This window comes from Pseudomonas deceptionensis (genome assembly GCF_900106095.1).
Classification (GTDB): domain Bacteria; phylum Pseudomonadota; class Gammaproteobacteria; order Pseudomonadales; family Pseudomonadaceae; genus Aquipseudomonas; species Aquipseudomonas deceptionensis.
This window is the reverse complement of record NZ_FNUD01000002.1, coordinates 2086981-2107323: the sequence shown is the minus strand read 5'-3', so window position 1 is coordinate 2107323 and position 20343 is coordinate 2086981. Positions and strand designations below refer to the sequence as shown.

The window sequence follows — 20343 nt, the reverse complement described above, 5'->3', positions numbered from 1 at the left end:
GGCTGGCTTACATCATGCCGCCCATACCACCCATGCCGCCCATGTCTGGCATACCGCCGCCAGCTGCCTTGTCGTCCTGGATCTCAGCGATCATCGCCTCAGTGGTGATCATCAGGCTGGCAATCGACGAAGCCGCTTGCAGAGCCGAACGAGTCACTTTAGCCGGGTCAAGAATACCCATTTCGATCATGTCGCCGTATTCGCCAGTGGCTGCGTTGTAACCGTAGTTACCCGAACCCTGCTTCACTTTGTCGACAACTACGCTTGGCTCGTCGCCGGAGTTGGCAACGATCTGGCGCAGAGGTGCTTCAACAGCACGACGCAGCAATGCGATACCAACGTTCTGATCAGCGTTGTCGCCTTTCAGGTCAGCAATGGCCTGCAGAGCGCGAACCAGTGCCACGCCACCGCCAGGTACCACGCCTTCTTCAACGGCTGCACGGGTTGCGTGCAGGGCGTCTTCAACGCGGGCTTTCTTCTCTTTCATTTCTACTTCGGAACCAGCGCCAACCTTGATCACTGCAACGCCGCCAGACAGCTTGGCCAGACGCTCTTGCAGTTTTTCACGGTCGTAGTCCGAAGTGGTGTCAGCTACCTGGGCACGGATCTGAGTCACGCGAGCCTGGATGTCAGCTTCAACACCGGCACCGTCGATAACGGTGGTATTTTCTTTGGTTACGGTGACGCGTTTGGCATTACCCAGGTGTTCCAGGGTAGCGCTTTCCAGGCTCAGACCGATCTCTTCGGAGATAACGGTACCGCCAGTCAGAACAGCGATGTCCTGCAGCATTGCCTTGCGACGATCGCCAAAACCAGGTGCTTTAACAGCAACTACTTTCACGATACCGCGCATGTTGTTCACAACCAGAGTCGCCAGGGCTTCGCCTTCAACGTCTTCGGATACGATCAGCAGTGGGCGACCGGCCTTGGCAACAGCTTCCAGAACTGGCAGCAGTTCACGGATGTTGGAGATCTTTTTGTCGACCAGAAGGATCAGCGGACCGTCGAGCTCGGCAGTCATGGTTTCTGGTTTGTTGACGAAGTACGGGGACAGGTAGCCACGGTCGAACTGCATGCCTTCAACAACCGACAGTTCGTTTTCCAGGCCCGAGCCTTCTTCAACAGTGATCACGCCTTCTTTACCGACTTTTTCCATGGCTTCGGCAATGATGTCGCCGATGGAGCTGTCGGAGTTGGCAGAGATGGTACCTACCTGAGCGATGGCCTTGCTGTCAGCGCATGGCTTGGCCAGCGATTTCAGCTCTTTGACAATGGCGATGGTCGCCTTGTCGATGCCGCGTTTCAGGTCCATCGGGTTCATGCCGGCAGCGACGGCTTTCAGGCCTTCGTTGACGATCGACTGAGCCAGAACGGTTGCAGTGGTAGTACCGTCACCAGCGTCATCGTTGGCACGGGAGGCAACGTCTTTAACCAGCTGCGCGCCCATGTTTTCGAAACGGTCTTTCAGTTCGATTTCTTTGGCTACGGAAACGCCGTCCTTGGTGATGGTCGGAGCGCCGAAGCTCTTCTCGATGATCACGTTACGGCCTTTAGGGCCCAGGGTCGCTTTTACTGCGTCAGCCAGGACGTTAACACCGGCCAGCATTTTTTTACGGGCGGAGTCGCCGAATTTAACTTCTTTAGCAGCCATGTTCGTTCTTCCTTAAATACTTTGTAGTAACGGGAAAAGGAGCGGGAAATCAGCCTTCGATAACAGCGAGAATCTCGTTCTCAGCCATAACCAGCAGGTCTTCGCCGTCGACTTTCACAGTGTTGCTGCCGGAGTAAGGGCCGAACACAACCTTGTCACCCACTTTCACAGCCAGCGCACGCACTTCACCGTTGTCCAGAACGCGGCCAGTGCCTACAGCGAGAATCTCACCGCTGTTGGCTTTTTCGGCAGCGGAACCCGGCAGAACGATACCGCCAGCGGTTTTCTTTTCTTCTTCGCTGCGACGGATTACGACGCGGTCATGCAGAGGACGAAGCTTCATTGTCGATCTCTCCTAATTGTGGTGTTCATCGGCCGGTGTCAACACCGGCTGGGTTTGCAAGTCCGGAAATGCCGGGTGCGATTCGCTGAGGGGGTTGTGCTGTTGCCAGTAAAACCCTGCGGTGTCCGTTACATAAGGGCGCATCCACTTATTACAAGGGCGCACCCATGAAATTTTTAACCTTGTGTGCTACCGAAAACAAACACGGCACCCAAGGTGCCGTGTTGATAACGCCAAATGCCTTATTTGTCGCGGTGCTCGAACTCGCCTTCAATCACATTGGGCTCGCGCCCAATGGGCTGATGGTTTGCAGGGCGATTGGCGGCTGCGAAATCATCGGCAAATGCACGCTGGCGAATGGCCTGTTCTTCTGCGCGCTTGCGCAGGCGATTGACCAGGAACCGGCGAACCGGCGGGAACAGCAACAGCAGACCGGCTGCATCGCTGATAAAACCTGGCAGCACCAGCAAACCGCCACCCAGCGCCAGCATCAGGCCTTCAAGCATTTGCTGGGCCGGCAATTCGCCGCGATTAAGGCTTTCGCGCGCCCGCAGCGCCGTGGCCAGGCCTGCAACGCGAACCACCAGAACACCCAGCATGGAGCCGGCAATGATCAGCAGCAACGCAGGGAAAAACCCGATAGCGGTGCTGACCTTGAAAAAGACATACAGCTCTAGCACTGGAAACAACAGAAAGAGCAATAGAAAAGCACGCATCAAATGATTCCTCTCCGGAAGAATATCTTCCAACCCGTCTTAGATGACGGCGCGCCTGTCCAAATTCAAGGCTATGCCGTCTGTTTTTTCGGCCACTCATTTGCCCGAGCCAATAAAACCAGTGCTTCGCGCACCTGTGTCGAAGTGTTGCAAGGCTCTGGAAAGCCCAGCCAGTAGAGGCCTTCACCGATACGCAAATGCATGCCTTCGCTGTCGATGCCCACAAGTTTAGCTGGCTGCGTTTGCGGTAACCCGGTCAATTTGACGTAGTGTTCGATGGCGTTGGCATGGTCACCATTCATATGTTCGACCATACGCAGCTCGACTTGCCCGGCAAAAGGGTTGGCCAGCGTGACCTGATCCAGCCAGTGGATAGCTCCAAACCCGCCTATATAACGGTGGCGAACCGGGTTAAGCACCCAAAAATCAAAATCATGGGCGGTGTCATAGCCTTTGGCTTCAGGAAAATAGCGGTAGTAACGCTCGGCTGCGGCTTCGATCGCGCTGGCCTCGGTCAACTGTTCGGCTTCGGCCAGGTACGTCAGGCGCCCAACGGCCTGGACATCCTCTGCGCCACGCTCTGCGACCATCAAGGAACACTTGGGGTCCTTGCGCAGGTTGTGGGTGTGCTGGGCAATACGGCTGATCAAAATCAGCGGCCGCCCCTGCTCGTCCAGGCAGTAAGGCACCACGGAGCCGAAAGGAAAGCCCGGCATGGCCTTGGACTGAGTGGCCAAGGCGCCACGGTATTCCTTGAGCAGTAATTCTCGGGCATGCTTGGCAGCTTCAACGCTCAATTTATGACTCCTTAATAAAAAACCCGTCGATAACGGTCGAGATCAGGGCACTCATGCAACTAAAAGACAAAGTAATCATTATCACTGGCGGCTGCCAAGGGCTGGGTCGCGCCATGGCTGAGTATCTGGCTGCCAAGGGTGCAAAACTGGCATTGGTGGACCTCAATCCGGAAAAGCTCGAATTGGCGGTCGCAGCTTGCCAGGCACAGGGTGTAGAAGCCCGCGCCTACCTGTGCAACGTCGCTGACGAAGAACAGGTTACGCAAACCGTTGCCCAAATTGCAGAAGATTTTGGCGCGATCAATGGCCTGGTCAACAATGCCGGCATTTTGCGCGATGGCTTGTTGATCAAGGTCAAGGACGGGGTCATGACCAAGATGAGCCTGGCGCAATGGCAGGCAGTGATCGACGTCAACCTGACCGGCGTTTTCCTGTGCACCCGTGAGGTGGCGGCGAAAATGATCGAGTTGAACAGCCAGGGCGCGATTATCAACATTTCGTCGATTTCGCGCGCCGGCAACGTCGGGCAGACCAACTACTCGGCGGCCAAGGCCGGGGTGGCTGCGGCAACCGTGACCTGGGCCAAGGAGCTGTCGCGCTACGGCATTCGCGTTGCCGGGATTGCGCCGGGTTTTATCGAAACCGAAATGACACTGGGCATGAAACCCGAAGCCCTCGAAAAAATGACGTCCGGCATCCCGCTCAAACGCATGGGCAAAGTCGAAGAAATCGCCCACTCGGCGGCGTACATTTTCGAGAACGACTACTACACCGGGCGCATTCTGGAGCTCGATGGCGGGCTGCGGATCTAAGCCAACACCCTGTAGCCGCTGCCGCAGGCTGCGACAGGCAGCAGAGCGGCCCCGCTTTTTGAAGGCGCTTCGTGCGGCCGCGGCTACAGGTTTGTGTGTGCGTTTACCAGGTCACGCCAAACCCCATGGTGTAGCGAGTCTTGTTGAGGGAATTATCAGAGCCGCTTGAGCTGCCAATCAGGTCTTTTTCAGCCTTGAGGTTCAATGATGCCCACTCCGTCACCTTGTAGCGCAACCCGACCTCGGAATCGAGGCTGTAGTCCGATCCCCCCTCCAGTGACTTGCCTAACTCACCATTGGTGAAGATCGACACGGTTTTGCCCATCAAGTAACGGTTGTAATCCCACTTCACGGCCAGCGAGTAGAAGTTGTCTTTCTTGCCATCAGAGTATTCATAGTCGGTGCGGTTCAGCAGTGAACCCAGCGAGAACGCACCCAGCTCGTCATCCCAAAACTGATAGCCCGGGCCCGTACCCACTGTGCGCTGGCGAGAAATGTCTTCCACCCTGTCGCGGTTGTAAGTCAGGCGGCCTTGCCAGTACCACTTTTCATCGATGAAGTGATCAAGCGCGTACTCGGCGGTCCAGTTGTCGGCGGTTACCGCATCGTTCTGAAACTCGCGGTTGTATTCGCCTTCTGCGTGATGACGCCAGGCCCCGTGACGGGCAGTGGTCTTGAAGTCGATGTCGTAGTCATCGGTGTCCTTGTCCGCCCGTTTGTAGTCCAGGGCCACATCGACATTGCCTTTCCAGACCAGGTCTTCAATCACAGGCTTTGGCTTGATGATCTGTTGAATACTGGCCAGCGCGACTGTTTTGGGCGCCTCTCCATTAGCCAGGGTTACGCGGCCCTCATCGGCAGCGAGCAACGATTTGGCTTTTTCGCCGGTATAGGCATCTTGCTTGACCAACAACTCCTGATCACTCTCCAGTGTTTTGACCTGCTTCCAGTCAATGGGGACTGCACCCGCGTATTCGGTCTGGATCAGCAGCTTGCCGCCATCGAAAACTTTGATCTTGCCGCTCAGACGGTCGCCGTTTTTCAACCACACCGTATCGGCAAGCAAAGGCGTAGAGGCACTAAAAACAGCAAGACATAACAGGGTTCTGGACAACATAAGCGGGCGAGAAACTCAGGAGTACGAAAGATTGCCGGCATTATCCCGTTGGACACGCCCTTGAGGAAGAAAGACCGACTCATTGTGTTGGAGTTCCCTCTATAGTTCAGCTCAGACCTCAGACCTCAGACCTCAGACTTCAACCCTTTGATCAGAAGTACGCCGTGAGCACACCGACCGCCCCTCCTCAAACCCCGGCCGAGATTCGTCGAACGGCGCTGTATTCAACCTTGATGATGGTGCCCGCCGGTTATGTGGTGTCTTACGGCCAGCTTGCCGAACTGGCCGGGCTGGGTCGGGCGGCACGCTGGGTTGGGCGAACGCTCAGCCAACTCCCCGAAGGCACGCGCCTGCCCTGGCACCGGGTACTCGCAGCTGGCGGGCGCATCAGCTTGCCAGCAGGCAGCCCGTCCGGTGACGAACAGCGGGCGCGTTTGCGCGCTGAAGGCATAAGCATCATGAATAATCGCGTGGATATACAACGCCATGGCTGGCGCCCGATAGAGCACTGCGGTTAGAGTGCGCCCTTTGTTTCCGCAACCAGAGGCAGACTCCAGTCCATGCCCCGTAAAACCTGGCGCGAAGCGCTAGCTGCCTATTCCAGCCCCTCCACCCTTGTGCTGTTACTGCTCGGTTTTGCTGCCGGCCTACCGTACATGCTGGTGTTCTCAACGCTTTCCGTCTGGTTGCGCGAAGCCGGTGTGGCCCGTGAAACCATCGGCTATGCGAGCCTGATCGGGCTGGCCTATGCCTTTAAATGGGTGTGGTCCCCGCTACTGGACCAATGGCGTTTGCCGCTGCTCGGAAAACTGGGCCGGCGTCGCTCATGGCTGGTGCTTTCACAGGTGCTGGTGATCCTGGGCCTGATCGGCATGGGCTTTTGTGACCCGCAAAAACATCTTTCCTGGCTGATTGCCATCGCGGTTGTCGTGTCCTTCGCCTCGGCGACCCAGGACATTGCCGTAGACGCCTATCGCCTGGAAATCGCAGAAGACAACCGCCAGGCCGCGCTCGCCGCCAGTTACATGTCCGGGTATCGCGTGGCGGCCCTGCTGGCCACCGCTGGCGCCCTGTTCTTTGCCGAGGGTTTCGGCTCTACGGGCTTCAACTACAAGCACTCGGCCTGGACCGGCACCTACGTGCTGTTCGGCTTGCTGATGGTGCCCGCGCTGCTCACCACCCTGTTCATGCGCGAACCGCCGGTGCCTTTACGCACCCAGTTGTCAGCCGGGCGCTACAGCTTCGGTCATCAACTGGCGTCTGTTTTCGTACTGATTGTGCTGCTGGTTTCTGTCCCGGCCATGTTCACTCAGCTCTACAACACCGATTTTGCAGGCGTGCTGTTTGAAGGCATCAGCCCGATGAACCTGGTGATGGAAGATCGGGCCTTTCTGCGGGCGATTCTGTACACCCTGCTGACGGTGTTCTGCCTGTCATCTATCGGACGACGCGGGTTGGCTCCGGTGCTTACACCGGTAAACGACTTTATCGTGCGCTATCGCTGGCAAGCCCTGCTGCTGCTCGGCCTGATCGCCACCTATCGCATGTCGGATACGGTAATGGGCGTGATGGCCAACGTGTTCTATATCGACCAGGGCTTCACCAAGGATCAGATCGCCGGTGTCAGCAAGATTTTCGGGCTGATCATGACCCTCGTCGGCGCCGGCATGGGCGGCCTGTTGATTGTGCGCTTCGGTATTTTGCCGATCCTGCTGATTGGCGGTGCGGCATCGGCAGGCACCAATCTGCTGTTCATGTTACTGGCCGACATGGGCCCGAACATGGAGATGCTGGTCGTCACGATTTCACTCGACAACTTCAGTTCCGGCCTTGCCACCTCGGCGTTCGTGGCCTACCTGTCCAGCCTGACCAACCTCAAGTTTTCCGCCACCCAATACGCCCTCCTCAGTTCCATCATGTTGCTGCTGCCACGTTTGATGGGCGGGTACTCGGGGGTCATGGTCGAGAAGTATGGTTATCACCAGTTCTTCATCATCACTGCGCTTATGGGCATTCCGACGCTGCTGCTGATCAGCCTGCACTGGTTCCAGGAAACCCGCCGGGCTCGCCAGAAACCTGTTGTCGACCTCGAAAAACACCCGTAAACACAAGGGGGAGCCCCTCTCCCCCGCCCACCCTGTACGCAAGCACGTCACGCCCGTACAATGCCCAGTCATTTCTAGTCATCAGCACGGCAACGACTAACCATGCGCACCAGTCAATATTTGCTCGCCACACAGAAAGAAACGCCTTCAGATGCGGTCGTTATCAGCCACCAGCTGATGCTGCGCGCAGGCATGATTCGCAAACTTGCTTCCGGCCTGTACACCTGGCTGCCCATGGGCCTGCGGATCATGCGCAAGGCCGAAGCCATTGTTCGCGAAGAAATGAACGCTGCTGGCGCTCTGGAAGTGCTGATGCCGAGCATCCAGCCGGCTGAGCTGTGGCAAGAGTCCGGTCGCTGGGAAGAATACGGCGCCGAACTGCTGCGCTTGAAAGATCGCCACGGGCGCGAGTTCTGCGTAGGCCCGACCCACGAAGAAGTCATCACCGATCTGTGCCGCAACGAGCTCAACAGCTACAAGCAGTTGCCGATCAACCTGTACCAGATCCAGACCAAATTCCGTGACGAAACACGCCCGCGCTTCGGTTTGATGCGCGGCCGCGAGTTCATCATGAAGGACGCCTACTCGTTCCACGTCGACAACGCTTCGCTGCAGGTCACCTATGACCGCATGCACGAAGCCTACTGCAAGATTTTCACCCGTCTGGGCCTGAACTTCCGCCCGGTTGAAGCGGACAACGGCTCCATCGGCGGTGCCGGCTCACACGAGTTCCACGTATTGGCCGAGTCCGGCGAAGACGACATCGTGTTCAGCAATGGCTCCGACTACGCGGCCAACATCGAAAAAGCCGAAGCCGTTCCTGTCGAAACCTCGCGCCCTGCTGCTACCCAAGAGCTGCGCCTGGTCGACACGCCTGATGCCAAGACCATTGTTCAATTGGTAGAAAACTACGACCTGCCAATCGAAAAGACCGTCAAGACCCTGATCGTTCACGCCGCCGAAGAAGGCAAGCTGATCGCTCTGGTGATCCGTGGCGATCACGAGCTGAACGAAATCAAGGCCGGCAACCATCCGTTGGTGGCAAGCCCGCTGACCATGGCTTCGGACGCAGAACTGCGTGACGCCATCGGCGCCGGCGCAGGCTCGCTGGGCCCGCTGAACCTGCCACTGCCGTGCATCATTGACCGTTCGGTCGAGCTGATGAGCGACTTCGGCGTGGGTGCCAACATCGACGACAAGCACTACTTCGGCGTGAACTGGGAACGCGATCTGCCAGTACCGACCATTGCCGACCTGCGCAACGTGGTTGCCGGCGACCCGAGCCCGGATGGCAAAGGCACGCTGGAAATCAAACGCGGCATCGAAGTCGGCCACATCTTCCAGCTGGGCACCAAGTACAGCGAAGCGATGAAGTGCCAGGTGCTGGGTGAAAACGGCAAGCCGGTCACCCTGGCAATGGGCTGCTACGGCATTGGTGTTTCGCGCGTTGTTGCGGCGGCCATCGAGCAGAACAACGACGATCGCGGCATTATCTGGAGCGATGCCCTGGCACCTTTCCAGGTAGCACTGGTTCCCCTGCGCTACGAAACCGAAGCGGTTCGTGAAGCCACTGACAACCTTTACGCGCAACTGACGGCAGCCGGTTTTGAAGTGCTGCTGGACGATCGCGACAAGAAAACCAGCCCCGGCATCAAGTTCGCCGACATGGAACTGATCGGCATTCCTCACCGGATCGTGGTCAGCGACCGTGGCCTCGCAGAAGGCAACCTGGAATACAAGAGCCGCACCGAAGCAGAGCCGCAAGCCCTGCCCGTTGCTGACGTACTTGCCTTCCTTCAGGCGCGTATCCGTCGCTGAAACCAGATAGAGACGCCATGTTCACTCGAAACACCTTAACCCTCGGGGGCGCCGCCATGTGCGGCGCCCTGCTGCTGAGCGGCTGTGCCAATCACATGTCGCAACGCAGCGAGCACGAGGAGCGCATTGAGCGAAAACTGCTCGCCCATAGCCTCCAGATCGATGTTGGCTCGCCCGCAGTGCTTGAGTTGCCGCAACGCCGTGTGCGCATCAATGAACAAAAGACCTTTGAGGTCACCGAGTTCGATGTCACGCGGCATTACGACCGCTATACCCCTTACCAGCCCTGGCGTGAAGTCTATGAGATCCCGCTGGGTGCGGTGGCTATCGTCGCCGGGGTAGGTGCCAATGTGCTTAACGTCTTCATGTTCGGGCAACTGCCTGACAGCGTGACCAAGGACTGGATCAACTACGGCTTCGCAGGTGTAAACCCGGCGATGAACGTGCAGTCCCACGGCCGCGCCGAGCAGAACCTGGCAGGCATTGATGATATCCAGCGCGACAAGCGCCTGGAGTATTCAAGCTTGCCGTGGGCCGAGCGCCCGGTTGTGGTCAAGGCCGGCAAGCAGAACCATGAGCTGACAACCGACCGCAACGGCGTGCTGCGCCTGAATCTGCTGGACAGCCCTTTTGCCGAGCAAGACCTCAACCACATCGGCAAGCTGACCATTACTGTTGAAGACGCCCAGGACGAAACCCATTCGGACTCGACCCTGTCGATCAGCAGCAGCCTGCGCGGCAAGCTGCTCGAAGCGCATAACCTGATCTACGACGACCTTGAGGGTGACGACGTCAACCAATGGGTACATCGGGTCAAGCGCTTGTCAGAACTGGGGCTGGAAGAAGAAGCCAGTGAACTGGAACAAAGCCTGATCGAACTCACGCGCAACGACCCCGAGCTACAACGTGAATTCCTTCAGTCTCTGACCAAGAATGCCGGGCGACTGGTAGCGGACCCAGGCGTTAGCTGACACTACTCGTTGTAGCCGCTGTGCACGCAGGAACTTCGCTCTTTGGGGCCGCTACGCACCCCATCGCAGCCTCGTACCTCGTCAGCGGCTACAGCTTTTACCCCTTGAACAGCTCCAGCTGCTCAAACCCGATACTCAAATCCTGCAAACGCACGCCAAGCCCAAGCAATCGAACGGGCCTGGCGCCGCGTGCAAACGCCTGCGCCAATAAGCCCTGATAGCTTTCAAGATCACGACCCGCACCGGATTGCTCCAGCGTGGTCTGGGTAAAATCGTGAAACTTCACTTTGACGAACGGCTTGCCGGGCCGGTAGCTGCTGTCTATGCGCGCAATGCGCCTGTTAAGGGTATCGAGCAACTCCGGGAGCTTCTCCAGGCAACTGGCCAGATCGGGCAAATCAGTGTCGTAGGTGTTTTCTACACTCACCGACTGACGCCGGCTGTCGCTCTGCACCAAACGCTCATCAATCCCGCGCGCCAACCCCCAAAGCCGCTCACCGAAACTGCCAAACTCACGCACCAACGCCAGCTTGTTCCAGTCACGCAACTGAAGGCAGGTTTCGATCCCCAGCCGCCCAAGCTTCTCTGCCGTGACCTTCCCCACCCCGTGCAACTTGTTAACCGGCAACGCCGACACAAAGTCTTCGACCTGATCCGGGGTAATGACGAACAGCCCATTGGGTTTTTTCCAGTCACTGGCGATCTTGGCCAGAAACTTGTTGGGTGCTACACCCGCCGATACGGTGATGTGCAACTGATTGGAAACCCGGCGCCGGATCTCCTGGGCAATGCGCGTGGCGCTGCCGGAAAAATGCGGGCTATCCGACACATCCAAAAAGGCCTCATCCAACGACAGTGGCTCAATCAGCTCGGTGTAATCGCGCAAAATGCCATGGATCTCTCTGGACGCTTCTTTATAGGCATCCATCCTGCCGTTAACGATGATCAAGTCCGGGCACAGCTTGAGCGCATGCCGGGAAGCCATCGCCGAACGCACACCATAGGCTCGCGCTTCGTAGTTACAGGTAGAGATAACCCCACGATGATCCGCCGACCCTCCTACAGCCATCGGCTTGTTTGCCAGGCTCGGGTCATCGCGCATCTCAATAGCGGCATAGAAACAGTCACAATCGACGTGGATGATTTTGCGCTGCGTCATGTAAGGCGGCGTTCTTAAAGGGAGTAGGCAATGCGGATCGCCAGTATGTCACTGCGAACTGTATATAGCACCAGTAGTCGTAATTCTGCCCGACAGACGCGGAGCTTTCCGGTAATGAATTTGTTTTTTCAATCGAATCCAGCTCCCTAATAGAGCTACACCCCTTATGCCATATGGCCTGCAGCCATTTTTATAACCGGATTTTTGATCTAACCAATTGAAGCAGAACACTTTTTTCTAAATTAACGTTTGACAGCCCAGCGTATCGCTGTAGAATCCACCACACAGACGCGGGATGGAGCAGTCTGGTAGCTCGTCGGGCTCATAACCCGAAGGTCGTCGGTTCAAATCCGGCTCCCGCAACCAAACATCGAAAAAGGCTACTCGAAAGAGTGGCCTTTTTTGTGCGCGTCTATTTTGTCCCCCTGCCCGACCAGAGACCCCATACCCGCGTGAGCCGACTTGCCAGCGATGCAGGCCGCACCACCCTCCAACCCGCCAGTTGCTACAGCCAATTAGTATCTGCGCCCATAATTCTGCTGTTTTGATCTTATTTACTGCATTTATGCATTAAAGGTTGACTCCCCACCGCATCACTGTAGAGTGCGCTCCACAGACGCGGGATGGAGCAGTCTGGTAGCTCGTCGGGCTCATAACCCGAAGGTCGTCGGTTCAAATCCGGCTCCCGCAACCAAACATTAAAAGGCTACTCGAAAGAGTGGCCTTTTTTGTGCCCGGGTGTTTTTGCCCTCCTCCTTACTATTGGAGAGGCCAGGATTAAAACCGGGTATTTCAACCGCTTACGACATTTAGGGTTGACACCTCAGCGGTTCTCTGTAGAATGCGCCCACACAGACGCGGGATGGAGCAGTCTGGTAGCTCGTCGGGCTCATAACCCGAAGGTCGTCGGTTCAAATCCGGCTCCCGCAACCAAACATCGAAAAAGGCTACTCGAAAGAGTGGCCTTTTTTGTGCGCGCTCGAAAAGTCTGCACCAAGCGTTTATTGACATTAAACGTCATATTTCTGAAAGTTCGGTCGTCTAAGCTCTGCGACAGCATTTACCTTTTTTCCAGAAGCCAAACCTGAACCTCAGGCAAACAACTGAAAATATTTAGAAATATTTTGACCAAAAGGATTGGTAACTTGAGCCTATGCCTCCATCCTATCGCGCACGATCCACGAGGTGATTGATGCCCGATAACTCGCCAGAACTTAAAGAAGCCGTTACAGCAGCCCACCCGATCGCCGCGACCCGTTTGCGCTGGCTGGATTTGTTGAGCAAGTATCGCCAACCCATTGGCCTGGCACTCACGCTGCTGCTGTTTGCAATAGCGTTGATTGCGTGTCGCCACCTGCTTAGCGAACTTGATCTGTACGCACTGCACGACTCGATCATGGAAGTTCCCAAGCCCGCCCTCCTCGGCGCTGTGGCTGCGACTGCCGTGGGCTTTTTGATCCTGCTCGGCTATGAGTGGTCTGCCAGCCGGTATGCCGGGGTCAAGCTGCCACCCAAAACCCTGGCCCTGGGCGGCTTTACCGCCTTTGCCATCGGCAATGCCATCGGCCTGTCGCTGCTCTCGGGCGGCTCCGTGCGTTATCGCCTGTATGCCCGTCATGGCGTAGGCGCGTCAGAAGTTGCCCACATGACGCTGTTCGCCAGCCTGTCACTGGGCTGTGCGTTGCCGCCCCTGGCAGCACTGGCGACGCTGAGCAACCTGCCCGCAGCCTCCGCAGCCCTGCATATCCCTGCTTATCTATTGGGTGCGATTGCATTCGCAGTTCTGGCGCTTTTTGGCTTGTTGGCGCTGGGCATCTATCGCCGACGTCTGACCGAGCAACCGATCCCGGACAACCTGCTGGTCAAGGCCGGGCGTCGCACGCTACGCCTGCCGAGCCCGCGCCTGACCTTCCTGCAATTGGTGATCACTGCACTGGACGTCGCCGCTGCGGCCACCGTGCTGTATTTGCTGCTGCCCGAAGCACCGCCTTTTGGCGCCTTCATGCTGGTTTATCTGCTGGCACTGGCTGCCGGCGTACTCAGCCACGTACCCGGCGGTGTCGGGGTCTTTGAAGCCATCTTGCTGGCCGCCTTTGCCGACCAGCTCGGTGCCGCGCCGCTGGCCGCCGCCCTGCTGCTGTATCGCATGATCTATGTGATTCTGCCGCTGCTGATTGCCTGCCTGCTGCTGTTGATGAACGAAGCTCAACGCCTGATTCATACCCGGCAAAGCCTGCGCGTGGCCTCGGGCCTGGCCGCTCCGGTTCTGGCGGTACTGGTATTCATGTCCGGTGTGGTTCTGCTGTTCTCCGGCGCCACACCCGAGATCGACACCCGGCTTGAGCACATTGGCTTTCTTATCCCCCATCGCCTGATTGACGCCTCACACTTTGGCGCCAGCCTGATCGGCGTACTGTGCTTGCTGTTGGCCCAAGGCCTGCGCCGCCGCCTGTCTGCCGCCTGGATGCTGACCACGATCTTGCTGCTGGTGGGTGCCGTGCTTTCCCTGCTCAAAGGCTTTGACTGGGAAGAGGCCAGCATCCTGGTCCTGACTGCCAGCCTGCTGGGGCTGTTCCGCCGCTCGTTCTATCGCCCGAGCCGCCTGACCGAATTGCCGTTTTCACCGCTGTACCTGGTGGCCAGCGTCTGCGTACTGGGCGCCTCGATCTGGTTGCTGCTGTTCGCCTACCAAGACGTTCCTTACAGCCATCAACTGTGGTGGCAGTTCACCCTCGACTCGGACGCCCCCCGCGGCCTGCGCTCGTTGATGGGTGCGGCAGTGCTGCTGGTGATTGTGTCGCTGACCTGGCTGCTGCGCACCGCGCGCCCGGTGATCCACTTGCCCGACGCTGAGGAGCTGCAAAGAGCCGAGAAAATCCTTCTGGCCTCCGACCAGCCTGACGGCGGCCTGGCACTGACCGGCGACAAGGCGCTGCTGTTTCACCCTGACGACAACGCCTACCTGATGTACGCCCGCCGCGGGCGCAGCCTGGTGGCGCTGTACGACCCTATCGGCCCGCCCCAGCAACGTGCCGAGTTGATCTGGCAGTTTCGCGACCTGTGCGACACCTACCATGCTCGCCCGGTGTTCTATCAGGTCCGCGCCGAAAACCTGCCGTTCTATATGGACATCGGCCTGACCGCGATCAAGCTTGGCGAAGAAGCCCGGGTCGACTTGCACCGCTTTGATCTCGAAGCCAAAGGCAAAGAGATGAAAGACCTGCGCTACACCTGGAACCGCGGCACCCGTGATGGCCTGTCGCTGGAGATCCATGAGCCGGGCGAAGCACCGATGGATGAGATTAAGGTGATTTCGGATGCCTGGCTCACCGGTAAAAACGTGCGCGAAAAAGGCTTCTCCCTCGGACGGTTCAGCGAGGAGTACATCAAGCACTTTCGCGTGGCGATCATTCGCTTTGAAGGCAAACCGGTGGCTTTCGCCAACCTGCTTGAGACCCACAGCCATGAGCTGTCGAGCCTCGACCTGATGCGCGCCCACCCGGATGCCCCAAAACTGACCATGGAATTCATGATGGTCGGCCTGATTCAACATTATAAAAAGCATGGATACGCACGTTTCAGCCTGGGAATGGTACCGCTGTCCGGCCTCCAACCGCGTCGCGGGGCACCTTTGACCCAGCGTTTGGGGTCGATGCTGTTCCAGCGCGGCGAGCACCTTTACAACTTCCAGGGTTTGCGTCGCTTTAAAGACAAATTCCAGCCTGACTGGGAACCTCGTTATATGGCCGTGCCCGCCGGACTTGATCCGCTGGTCGCACTGGCTGATACCGCCGCCCTGATTGCAGGCGGCTTGACTGGATTGGTGAAACGTTAATGAAACATCGTTCCTGGCGGTTTTTGTTGCTTGCCTTGATAGTTCTGGCCGCGCTTGCAGCAGGCGGCTACTGGTTCTGGAATCGCCCCGCCCCAGAACCGACGATAGAACGCCTGAGCCAAACCGATGGCTCAACCCTGACCACAGTGACTCCCGGTCAAAAAGCCCAGGCCCGAGTGGTGATCGCCACCCCGGCCGAAGAAGCACTCAACGACAAACAACTGCTGGCCTTGAGCCGCGGCGGCAAAGCGCAATTGGTTCAGGTGATCCTGCCCAAGGACGATTGCACCCTGCAACAGCAGGCGCTGCAAACCGCGCTACAGCAACTCAAGGGCCCTGCAACCCTGGTCAGCGGTATCGGCCCGGGCGCAACCCTGGCCTGGCGCTGGCTGGCCGAGCAAAGCAACGACAAGGCACAAGCCGTGTCAGTGGGTTTCAAGCTTGAAGAGCCCGGCTGCTCCCTGCCCGTCCCGAAAACAGCCGCCCACGGTAACTGGCTGGTGGCCTGGAACGACAACCCGGACGACCCAAGCGCCGCGTTCGTACGTGACCAGCCCAATGCCCAGACCAGCATCAGCGACTACGACATTCACTACCCGCAGGTATTGAGCAACGAACTGCGCAAATTGCTGGTAGGCGATGAAAACGGCGGGCTGAGCATGCCGGTGGTCGAAGTGCCTGCCGGCCAGCAAAACAGCACCGTGACCCTTTTCCTGTCCGGTGACGGCGGCTGGCGCGACCTGGATCGCGACGTGGCCGGCGAAATGGCCAAGATCGGCTACCCGGTCGTGGGCATCGACATGCTGCGCTACTACTGGCAGCACAAAACCCCCGAGCAGAGTGCCACCGACCTGACCGAGCTGATGCAGCACTACCGTCAAAAGTGGGGCACCCAGCGCTTTGTACTGGTCGGCTACTCGTTTGGGGCTGACGTACTGCCAGCCACCTTCAACCGCCTGCCCGAAGCCGAACAAAAGCGCGTCGACGCTATCATTCTGCTGGCCTTTGCCCGCAGTGGCAGCTTTGAGATCCATGTTGATGGCTGGCTCGGCAAGGCCGGTGCAGAAGCGGATACGGGCGAGGAAATGTCCAAACTGCCTGCCAGCAAAGTGGTGTGCATCTACGGTGCAGAAGAAGTCGATGAAAGCGGCTGCACCGCCAAGACAGCCGTCGGCGAAAGCCTGAAGCTGCCCGGCGGTCACCACTTTGACGAGAACTACCCGGCCCTGGCCCAGCGCCTGGTAGACCTGATCAAGAAACATCAGCCCCTGTAGCAGCTGCCGAAGGAACGAGGGTGCAACCCTCGTCAATCCGGTAACTGCGGCGGCTACTGGCGCCCAATACAAAAAGCCCCGACTCTCGCGAGCCGGGGCTTTTTTGTACCTGTAAACAGGGCTACATCTCGACCTGCGTACCCAGCTCAATCACCCGGTTGACCGGCAGCTTGAAGAACCGCAGGTTGCCGTTGGCGTTCTTGAGCATGAAAGCAAACAACGCTTCGCGCCAACGCGCCATACCTACCAGCTTGGATGCGATCACGGTCTCCCGGCTAAGGAAGTAAGTCGTGCGCATCGGGCTGAAATCCAGTTCATCGAGATGGCACAGCTTCAACGCCTGCGGCACGTCCGGCTCATCCATAAAACCGAAGTGCAGGATCACCCGAAAAAAACCCGCTCCATAGGCATCTACTTCAAATCGCCGTGATGCAGGTACACGGGGCGAATCTTCGTTGACCACCGTCAGCAACACCACCTGCTCGTGCAGTACCTGGTTATGCAACAGGTTATGCAACAGCGCGTGGGGCACGGCATCCGGGCGCGCGGTCAGAAATACCGCCGTGCCCTGGACGCGATGCGGCGGCTGTACCTGAATACTGCTGATAAACAGCGGCAGCGGCAGCGCGTTTTCGTCCAGTCGATCCACCAGCAGCTGTTTACCGCGCCGCCAGGTTGTCATCAGAACAAACAGCACGATCCCCGCCAATACCGGGAACGCACCGCCCTGGAAGATTTTCGGCACGTTGGCGATGAAGAACAGCCCGTCCACCAACAGAAAACCCACCAGGATCGGCACGGTGAGGATTGGGGACCACTTCCACAGCAGCAGCATCACCGCAGACACCAGAATGCTGGTGATCAGCATGGTGCCCGTCACCGCTACCCCGTAGGCCGACGCCAGGGCACCTGAGGACTCAAAGCCCAGCACCAGCAAAATGACCCCGACCATCAGCGACCAGTTCACCGCGCCGATGTAAATCTGGCCTTGCTCGGAACTCGAGGTGTGCTGGATATGCATGCGCGGGATATAACCGAGCTGAATCGCCTGACGGGTCAGGGAGAAAGCGCCCGAAATCACTGCCTGAGAGGCAATGACGGTCGCCAGAGTCGCCAGCCCTACCAAAGGAATCAGCGCCCAGCTTGGCGCCAGCAGGTAGAAGGGGTTACGCGCCGCCTCCGGGTTCTCCAGCAACAAAGCGCCCTGACCGAAGTAGTTCAGCACCAGCGCCGGCAGCACCAGAACGAACCAGGCCCGGGCAATCGGCTTGCGCCCAAAGTGCCCCATATCGGCATACAGCGCTTCGGCACCGGTCAGCGCCAGCACCACAGCCCCCAAAATGGCCACGCCCATGCCCGGGTGTGACACGAAGAAACGTACACCCCATACCGGGTTCATCGCATGGAGCACTTCAGGATGTTGCGCAATGCCATGGACCCCGAGCACACCCAGCACCACAAACCACACCACCATGACCGGCCCGAACAACTTGCCGATACTGGCCGTACCGTGGCGCTGAATCAAAAACAGCAGCACCAGCACAATCAGGGCCAGTGGCACTACCCAGCGCTCCAGCCCGTCGAAAGCCAGCTCAAGCCCCTCTACCGCCGACAGGACCGAGATCGCCGGGGTAATCATGCTGTCGCCGTAAAACAGCGCAGCTCCGATCAGCCCCAGGATAACCAGTACCGACCGCAGCCGGGGGTAAGGTGAAGCAGCGCGACGCGCCAGCGCGGTCAGGGCCATGATTCCGCCCTCACCTTCGTTGTCGGCCCGCAGAATGAACAACACGTACTTGATCGAGACCACCCAGATCAGCGACCACAGGATCAGCGCCAAAATACCGAAGACACCGTCATGGTTGACCTGCACGCCATACCCGCCGGAAAACACCTCTTTGAGGGTGTATAACGGGCTGGTACCGATATCGCCATACACCACACCGACTGCTGCAACCAGCATCCCGATTGGCTTGGCCTTTGAGTGACCGTCTTCTGCTGCCTGACTGCTTGCCTGCCCCATCAACCACCCCTGCGACCCTGGACCGCGATTCTTAATGGCTACACTACTTTTGATCAGCAGCATGCGCTGATTTTGCGACTCTCACCCGCGGAATATGACGGATTAAAAACCCTATTCGCGCGGCGGCGCGCAGCATAGCGCAGCACTCGTCGTAAATCCCCGTATAACGCTGGTCAACTGCGTTGACCATAGCTAAAATTGCGCACTTTTTTTGATCAGAGGCGCACAAGAGCCTGCTACCGCTTTTTTGAGAATCTCAACAAAGCGCCAGCAGACCCAAAGCGCCCGTTCGTCGTGCAGCCTTTACGGGCATGTAACGTCACTACATACCGAGGTTCGCCATGTCCACCGTTACCACGCCAGCTGCCCCAAAGGTCGGCTTCGTTTCCCTGGGTTGCCCAAAAGCGCTGGTCGACTCCGAGCGCATCCTTACGCAGTTGCGTATGGAAGGCTACGACGTCGTATCCACCTACCAGGACGCTGACGTCGTGGTGGTCAACACCTGCGGCTTTATCGACAGCGCCAAGGCCGAATCGCTGGAAGTGATTGGTGAAGCCATCAAGGAAAACGGCAAGGTCATCGTGACCGGCTGCATGGGCGTGGAAGAAAGCGCCATCCGCAAGGTGCACCCAAGCGTGCTTGCCGTCACCGGTCCGCAGCAGTACGAGCAAGTGGTCAACGCCGTTCACGACGCCGTGCCGCCCAACCTGAACCACAACCCGCTGATCGACCTGGTGCCGCCTCAAGGCGTCAAGCTGACGCCGCGCCACTACGCCTACCTGAAGATCTCCGAAGGCTGCAACCACAGCTGCAGCTTCTGCATCATCCCGTCGATGCGCGGCAAGCTGGTCAGCCGTCCGGTCGGCGACGTCCTCGACGAAGCCCAGCGCCTGGTTAAAGCCGGCGTTAAAGAGCTGCTGGTGATTTCCCAGGACACCAGCGCCTACGGCGTTGATGTGAAATACCGCACAGGTTTCTGGAACGGCGCGCCGGTCAAGACCCGCATGACCGAGCTGTGCGAAGCCTTGAGCTCGCTGGGCGTATGGGTGCGCCTGCATTACGTCTACCCGTACCCGCACGTCGACGAGCTGATCCCGTTGATGGCGGCCGGCAAGATCCTGCCGTACCTGGACATCCCGTTCCAGCACGCCAGCCCTAAAGTGCTCAAGGCCATGAAGCGCCCGGCCTTTGAAGACAAAACCCTGGCCCGCATCAAGAACTGGCGCGTTATCTGCCCGGACCTGATCATCCGCTCGACCTTTATCGTCGGCTTCCCGGGCGAAACCGAAGAAGACTTCCAGTACCTGCTCGACTGGCTGACCGAAGCCCAGCTCGATCGCGTGGGCTGCTTCCAGTACTCGCCGGTAGAAGGCGCACCTGCCAACCTGCTGGACGCGGCCATTGTGCCGGATGACGTCAAGCAGGAACGCTGGGACCGCTTCATGGCCCATCAACAGGCCATCAGTGCTGCACGCCTGCAGATGCGCATCGGCAAGGAAATCGAAGTCCTGATCGACGAAGTAGACGAGCAAGGTGCTGTTGGCCGCTGCTTCTTCGACGCTCCGGAAATCGACGGCAACGTGTTTATCGCCACCGAGAAAGACATCAAGCCGGGCGACAAGATCATGTGCCGCGTGACCGACGCCGACGAGTATGACTTGTGGGCTGAAGTCATCTAAAACAGCGACTGCCTCTCAAAAAAGCCCTGCCGCCTACGCGTCA

The 20343-nt window shown here is 58.3% G+C and carries 15 protein-coding genes and 3 tRNA genes; 11 read left to right on the top strand and 7 right to left on the bottom strand.

Features of this window, described 5'->3' with window-relative positions; translation table 11 throughout:
- Positions 1-7: 7 nt before the first annotated feature.
- The 4 genes from groL to BLW11_RS09580 form a co-directional block, all read right to left on the bottom strand.
- Complete coding sequence (gene groL, locus BLW11_RS09595) at positions 8-1651, bottom strand: chaperonin GroEL (protein ID WP_019827814.1); 1644 nt, start codon at positions 1649-1651, stop codon at positions 8-10.
- A gap of 49 nt (positions 1652-1700) precedes the next feature.
- Complete coding sequence (locus tag BLW11_RS09590; protein WP_019827816.1) at positions 1701-1994, bottom strand: co-chaperone GroES; 294 nt, start codon at positions 1992-1994, stop codon at positions 1701-1703.
- A gap of 242 nt (positions 1995-2236) precedes the next feature.
- A complete protein-coding gene (locus tag BLW11_RS09585; RefSeq protein WP_048358938.1) occupies positions 2237-2710 on the bottom strand; it encodes an FxsA family protein in 474 nt (157 codons plus the stop codon).
- 71 nt (positions 2711-2781) lie between these two features.
- The gene (locus tag BLW11_RS09580; protein ID WP_048358939.1) at positions 2782-3507 is read right to left on the bottom strand and encodes a HugZ family pyridoxamine 5'-phosphate oxidase; all 726 of its coding nucleotides are present in this window, start codon (positions 3505-3507) and stop codon (positions 2782-2784) included.
- 53 nt (positions 3508-3560) lie between these two features.
- Here BLW11_RS09580 and BLW11_RS09575 point away from each other — a divergent pair, with 53 nt between their 5' ends.
- The gene (locus BLW11_RS09575; RefSeq protein ID WP_048358940.1) at positions 3561-4319 is read left to right on the top strand and encodes an SDR family oxidoreductase; all 759 of its coding nucleotides are present in this window, start codon (positions 3561-3563) and stop codon (positions 4317-4319) included.
- Between the two features lie 103 nt (positions 4320-4422).
- Here the strand turns inward: BLW11_RS09575 and BLW11_RS09570 are convergent, their stop codons facing one another.
- Positions 4423-5436, bottom strand: a complete 1014-nt coding sequence (locus BLW11_RS09570) for a DUF481 domain-containing protein (RefSeq protein WP_048358941.1) — start codon at positions 5434-5436, stop codon at positions 4423-4425.
- A 164-nt stretch (positions 5437-5600) separates the two neighbouring features.
- Here BLW11_RS09570 and BLW11_RS09565 point away from each other — a divergent pair, with 164 nt between their 5' ends.
- The 4 genes from BLW11_RS09565 (at position 5601) to BLW11_RS09550 (ending at position 10330) form a co-directional block, all read left to right on the top strand.
- Positions 5601-5954, top strand: a complete 354-nt coding sequence (locus tag BLW11_RS09565) for an MGMT family protein (RefSeq protein ID WP_074836754.1) — start codon at positions 5601-5603, stop codon at positions 5952-5954.
- 42 nt (positions 5955-5996) lie between these two features.
- On the top strand, positions 5997-7541 hold the full coding sequence (locus BLW11_RS09560; protein ID WP_048358943.1) for an AmpG family muropeptide MFS transporter: 1545 nt from the start codon (positions 5997-5999) through the stop codon (positions 7539-7541).
- A gap of 102 nt (positions 7542-7643) precedes the next feature.
- Positions 7644-9359, top strand: coding sequence for a proline--tRNA ligase (locus tag BLW11_RS09555; protein ID WP_048358944.1), 1716 nt, complete (start codon positions 7644-7646; stop codon positions 9357-9359).
- Positions 9360-9376: 17 nt separating this feature from the next.
- Positions 9377-10330 carry a hypothetical protein gene (locus BLW11_RS09550; protein WP_048358945.1) on the top strand — a complete coding sequence of 318 codons (954 nt, stop codon included), beginning with the start codon at positions 9377-9379 and terminating at the stop codon, positions 10328-10330.
- Between the two features lie 97 nt (positions 10331-10427).
- Here the strand turns inward: BLW11_RS09550 and dinB are convergent, their stop codons facing one another.
- Positions 10428-11489, bottom strand: coding sequence for a DNA polymerase IV (gene dinB / locus BLW11_RS09545; protein WP_048358946.1), 1062 nt, complete (start codon positions 11487-11489; stop codon positions 10428-10430).
- A 289-nt stretch (positions 11490-11778) separates the two neighbouring features.
- On the opposite strand from dinB, the gene BLW11_RS09540 reads away from it, so the two are divergent.
- From BLW11_RS09540 to BLW11_RS09520, 5 genes are all read left to right on the top strand, one after another.
- Positions 11779-11855 (top strand) — tRNA-Met (locus tag BLW11_RS09540).
- A 251-nt stretch (positions 11856-12106) separates the two neighbouring features.
- A tRNA-Met gene (locus tag BLW11_RS09535) sits at positions 12107-12183 on the top strand.
- Between the two features lie 162 nt (positions 12184-12345).
- Positions 12346-12422 (top strand) — tRNA-Met (locus BLW11_RS09530).
- Positions 12423-12681: 259 nt separating this feature from the next.
- Entirely contained in the window at positions 12682-15324 is a 2643-nt protein-coding gene (mprF, locus tag BLW11_RS09525; protein WP_048358947.1) for a bifunctional lysylphosphatidylglycerol flippase/synthetase MprF, read from the top strand.
- Positions 15324-16598: a virulence factor family protein gene (locus BLW11_RS09520; RefSeq protein ID WP_048358948.1), complete on the top strand. Its 1275-nt coding sequence runs from the start codon at positions 15324-15326 to the stop codon at positions 16596-16598. The genes mprF and BLW11_RS09520 overlap by 1 nt, the downstream gene beginning before the upstream one ends.
- A 121-nt stretch (positions 16599-16719) precedes the next feature.
- Here the strand turns inward: BLW11_RS09520 and BLW11_RS09515 are convergent, their stop codons facing one another.
- Positions 16720-18621: a potassium transporter Kup gene (locus tag BLW11_RS09515; protein ID WP_048358949.1), complete on the bottom strand. Its 1902-nt coding sequence runs from the start codon at positions 18619-18621 to the stop codon at positions 16720-16722.
- A gap of 341 nt (positions 18622-18962) precedes the next feature.
- Between BLW11_RS09515 and rimO the strand changes: the two genes are divergently transcribed.
- Complete coding sequence (gene rimO / locus BLW11_RS09505; RefSeq protein WP_048358950.1) at positions 18963-20300, top strand: 30S ribosomal protein S12 methylthiotransferase RimO; 1338 nt, start codon at positions 18963-18965, stop codon at positions 20298-20300.
- Positions 20301-20343 lie beyond the last annotated feature (43 nt).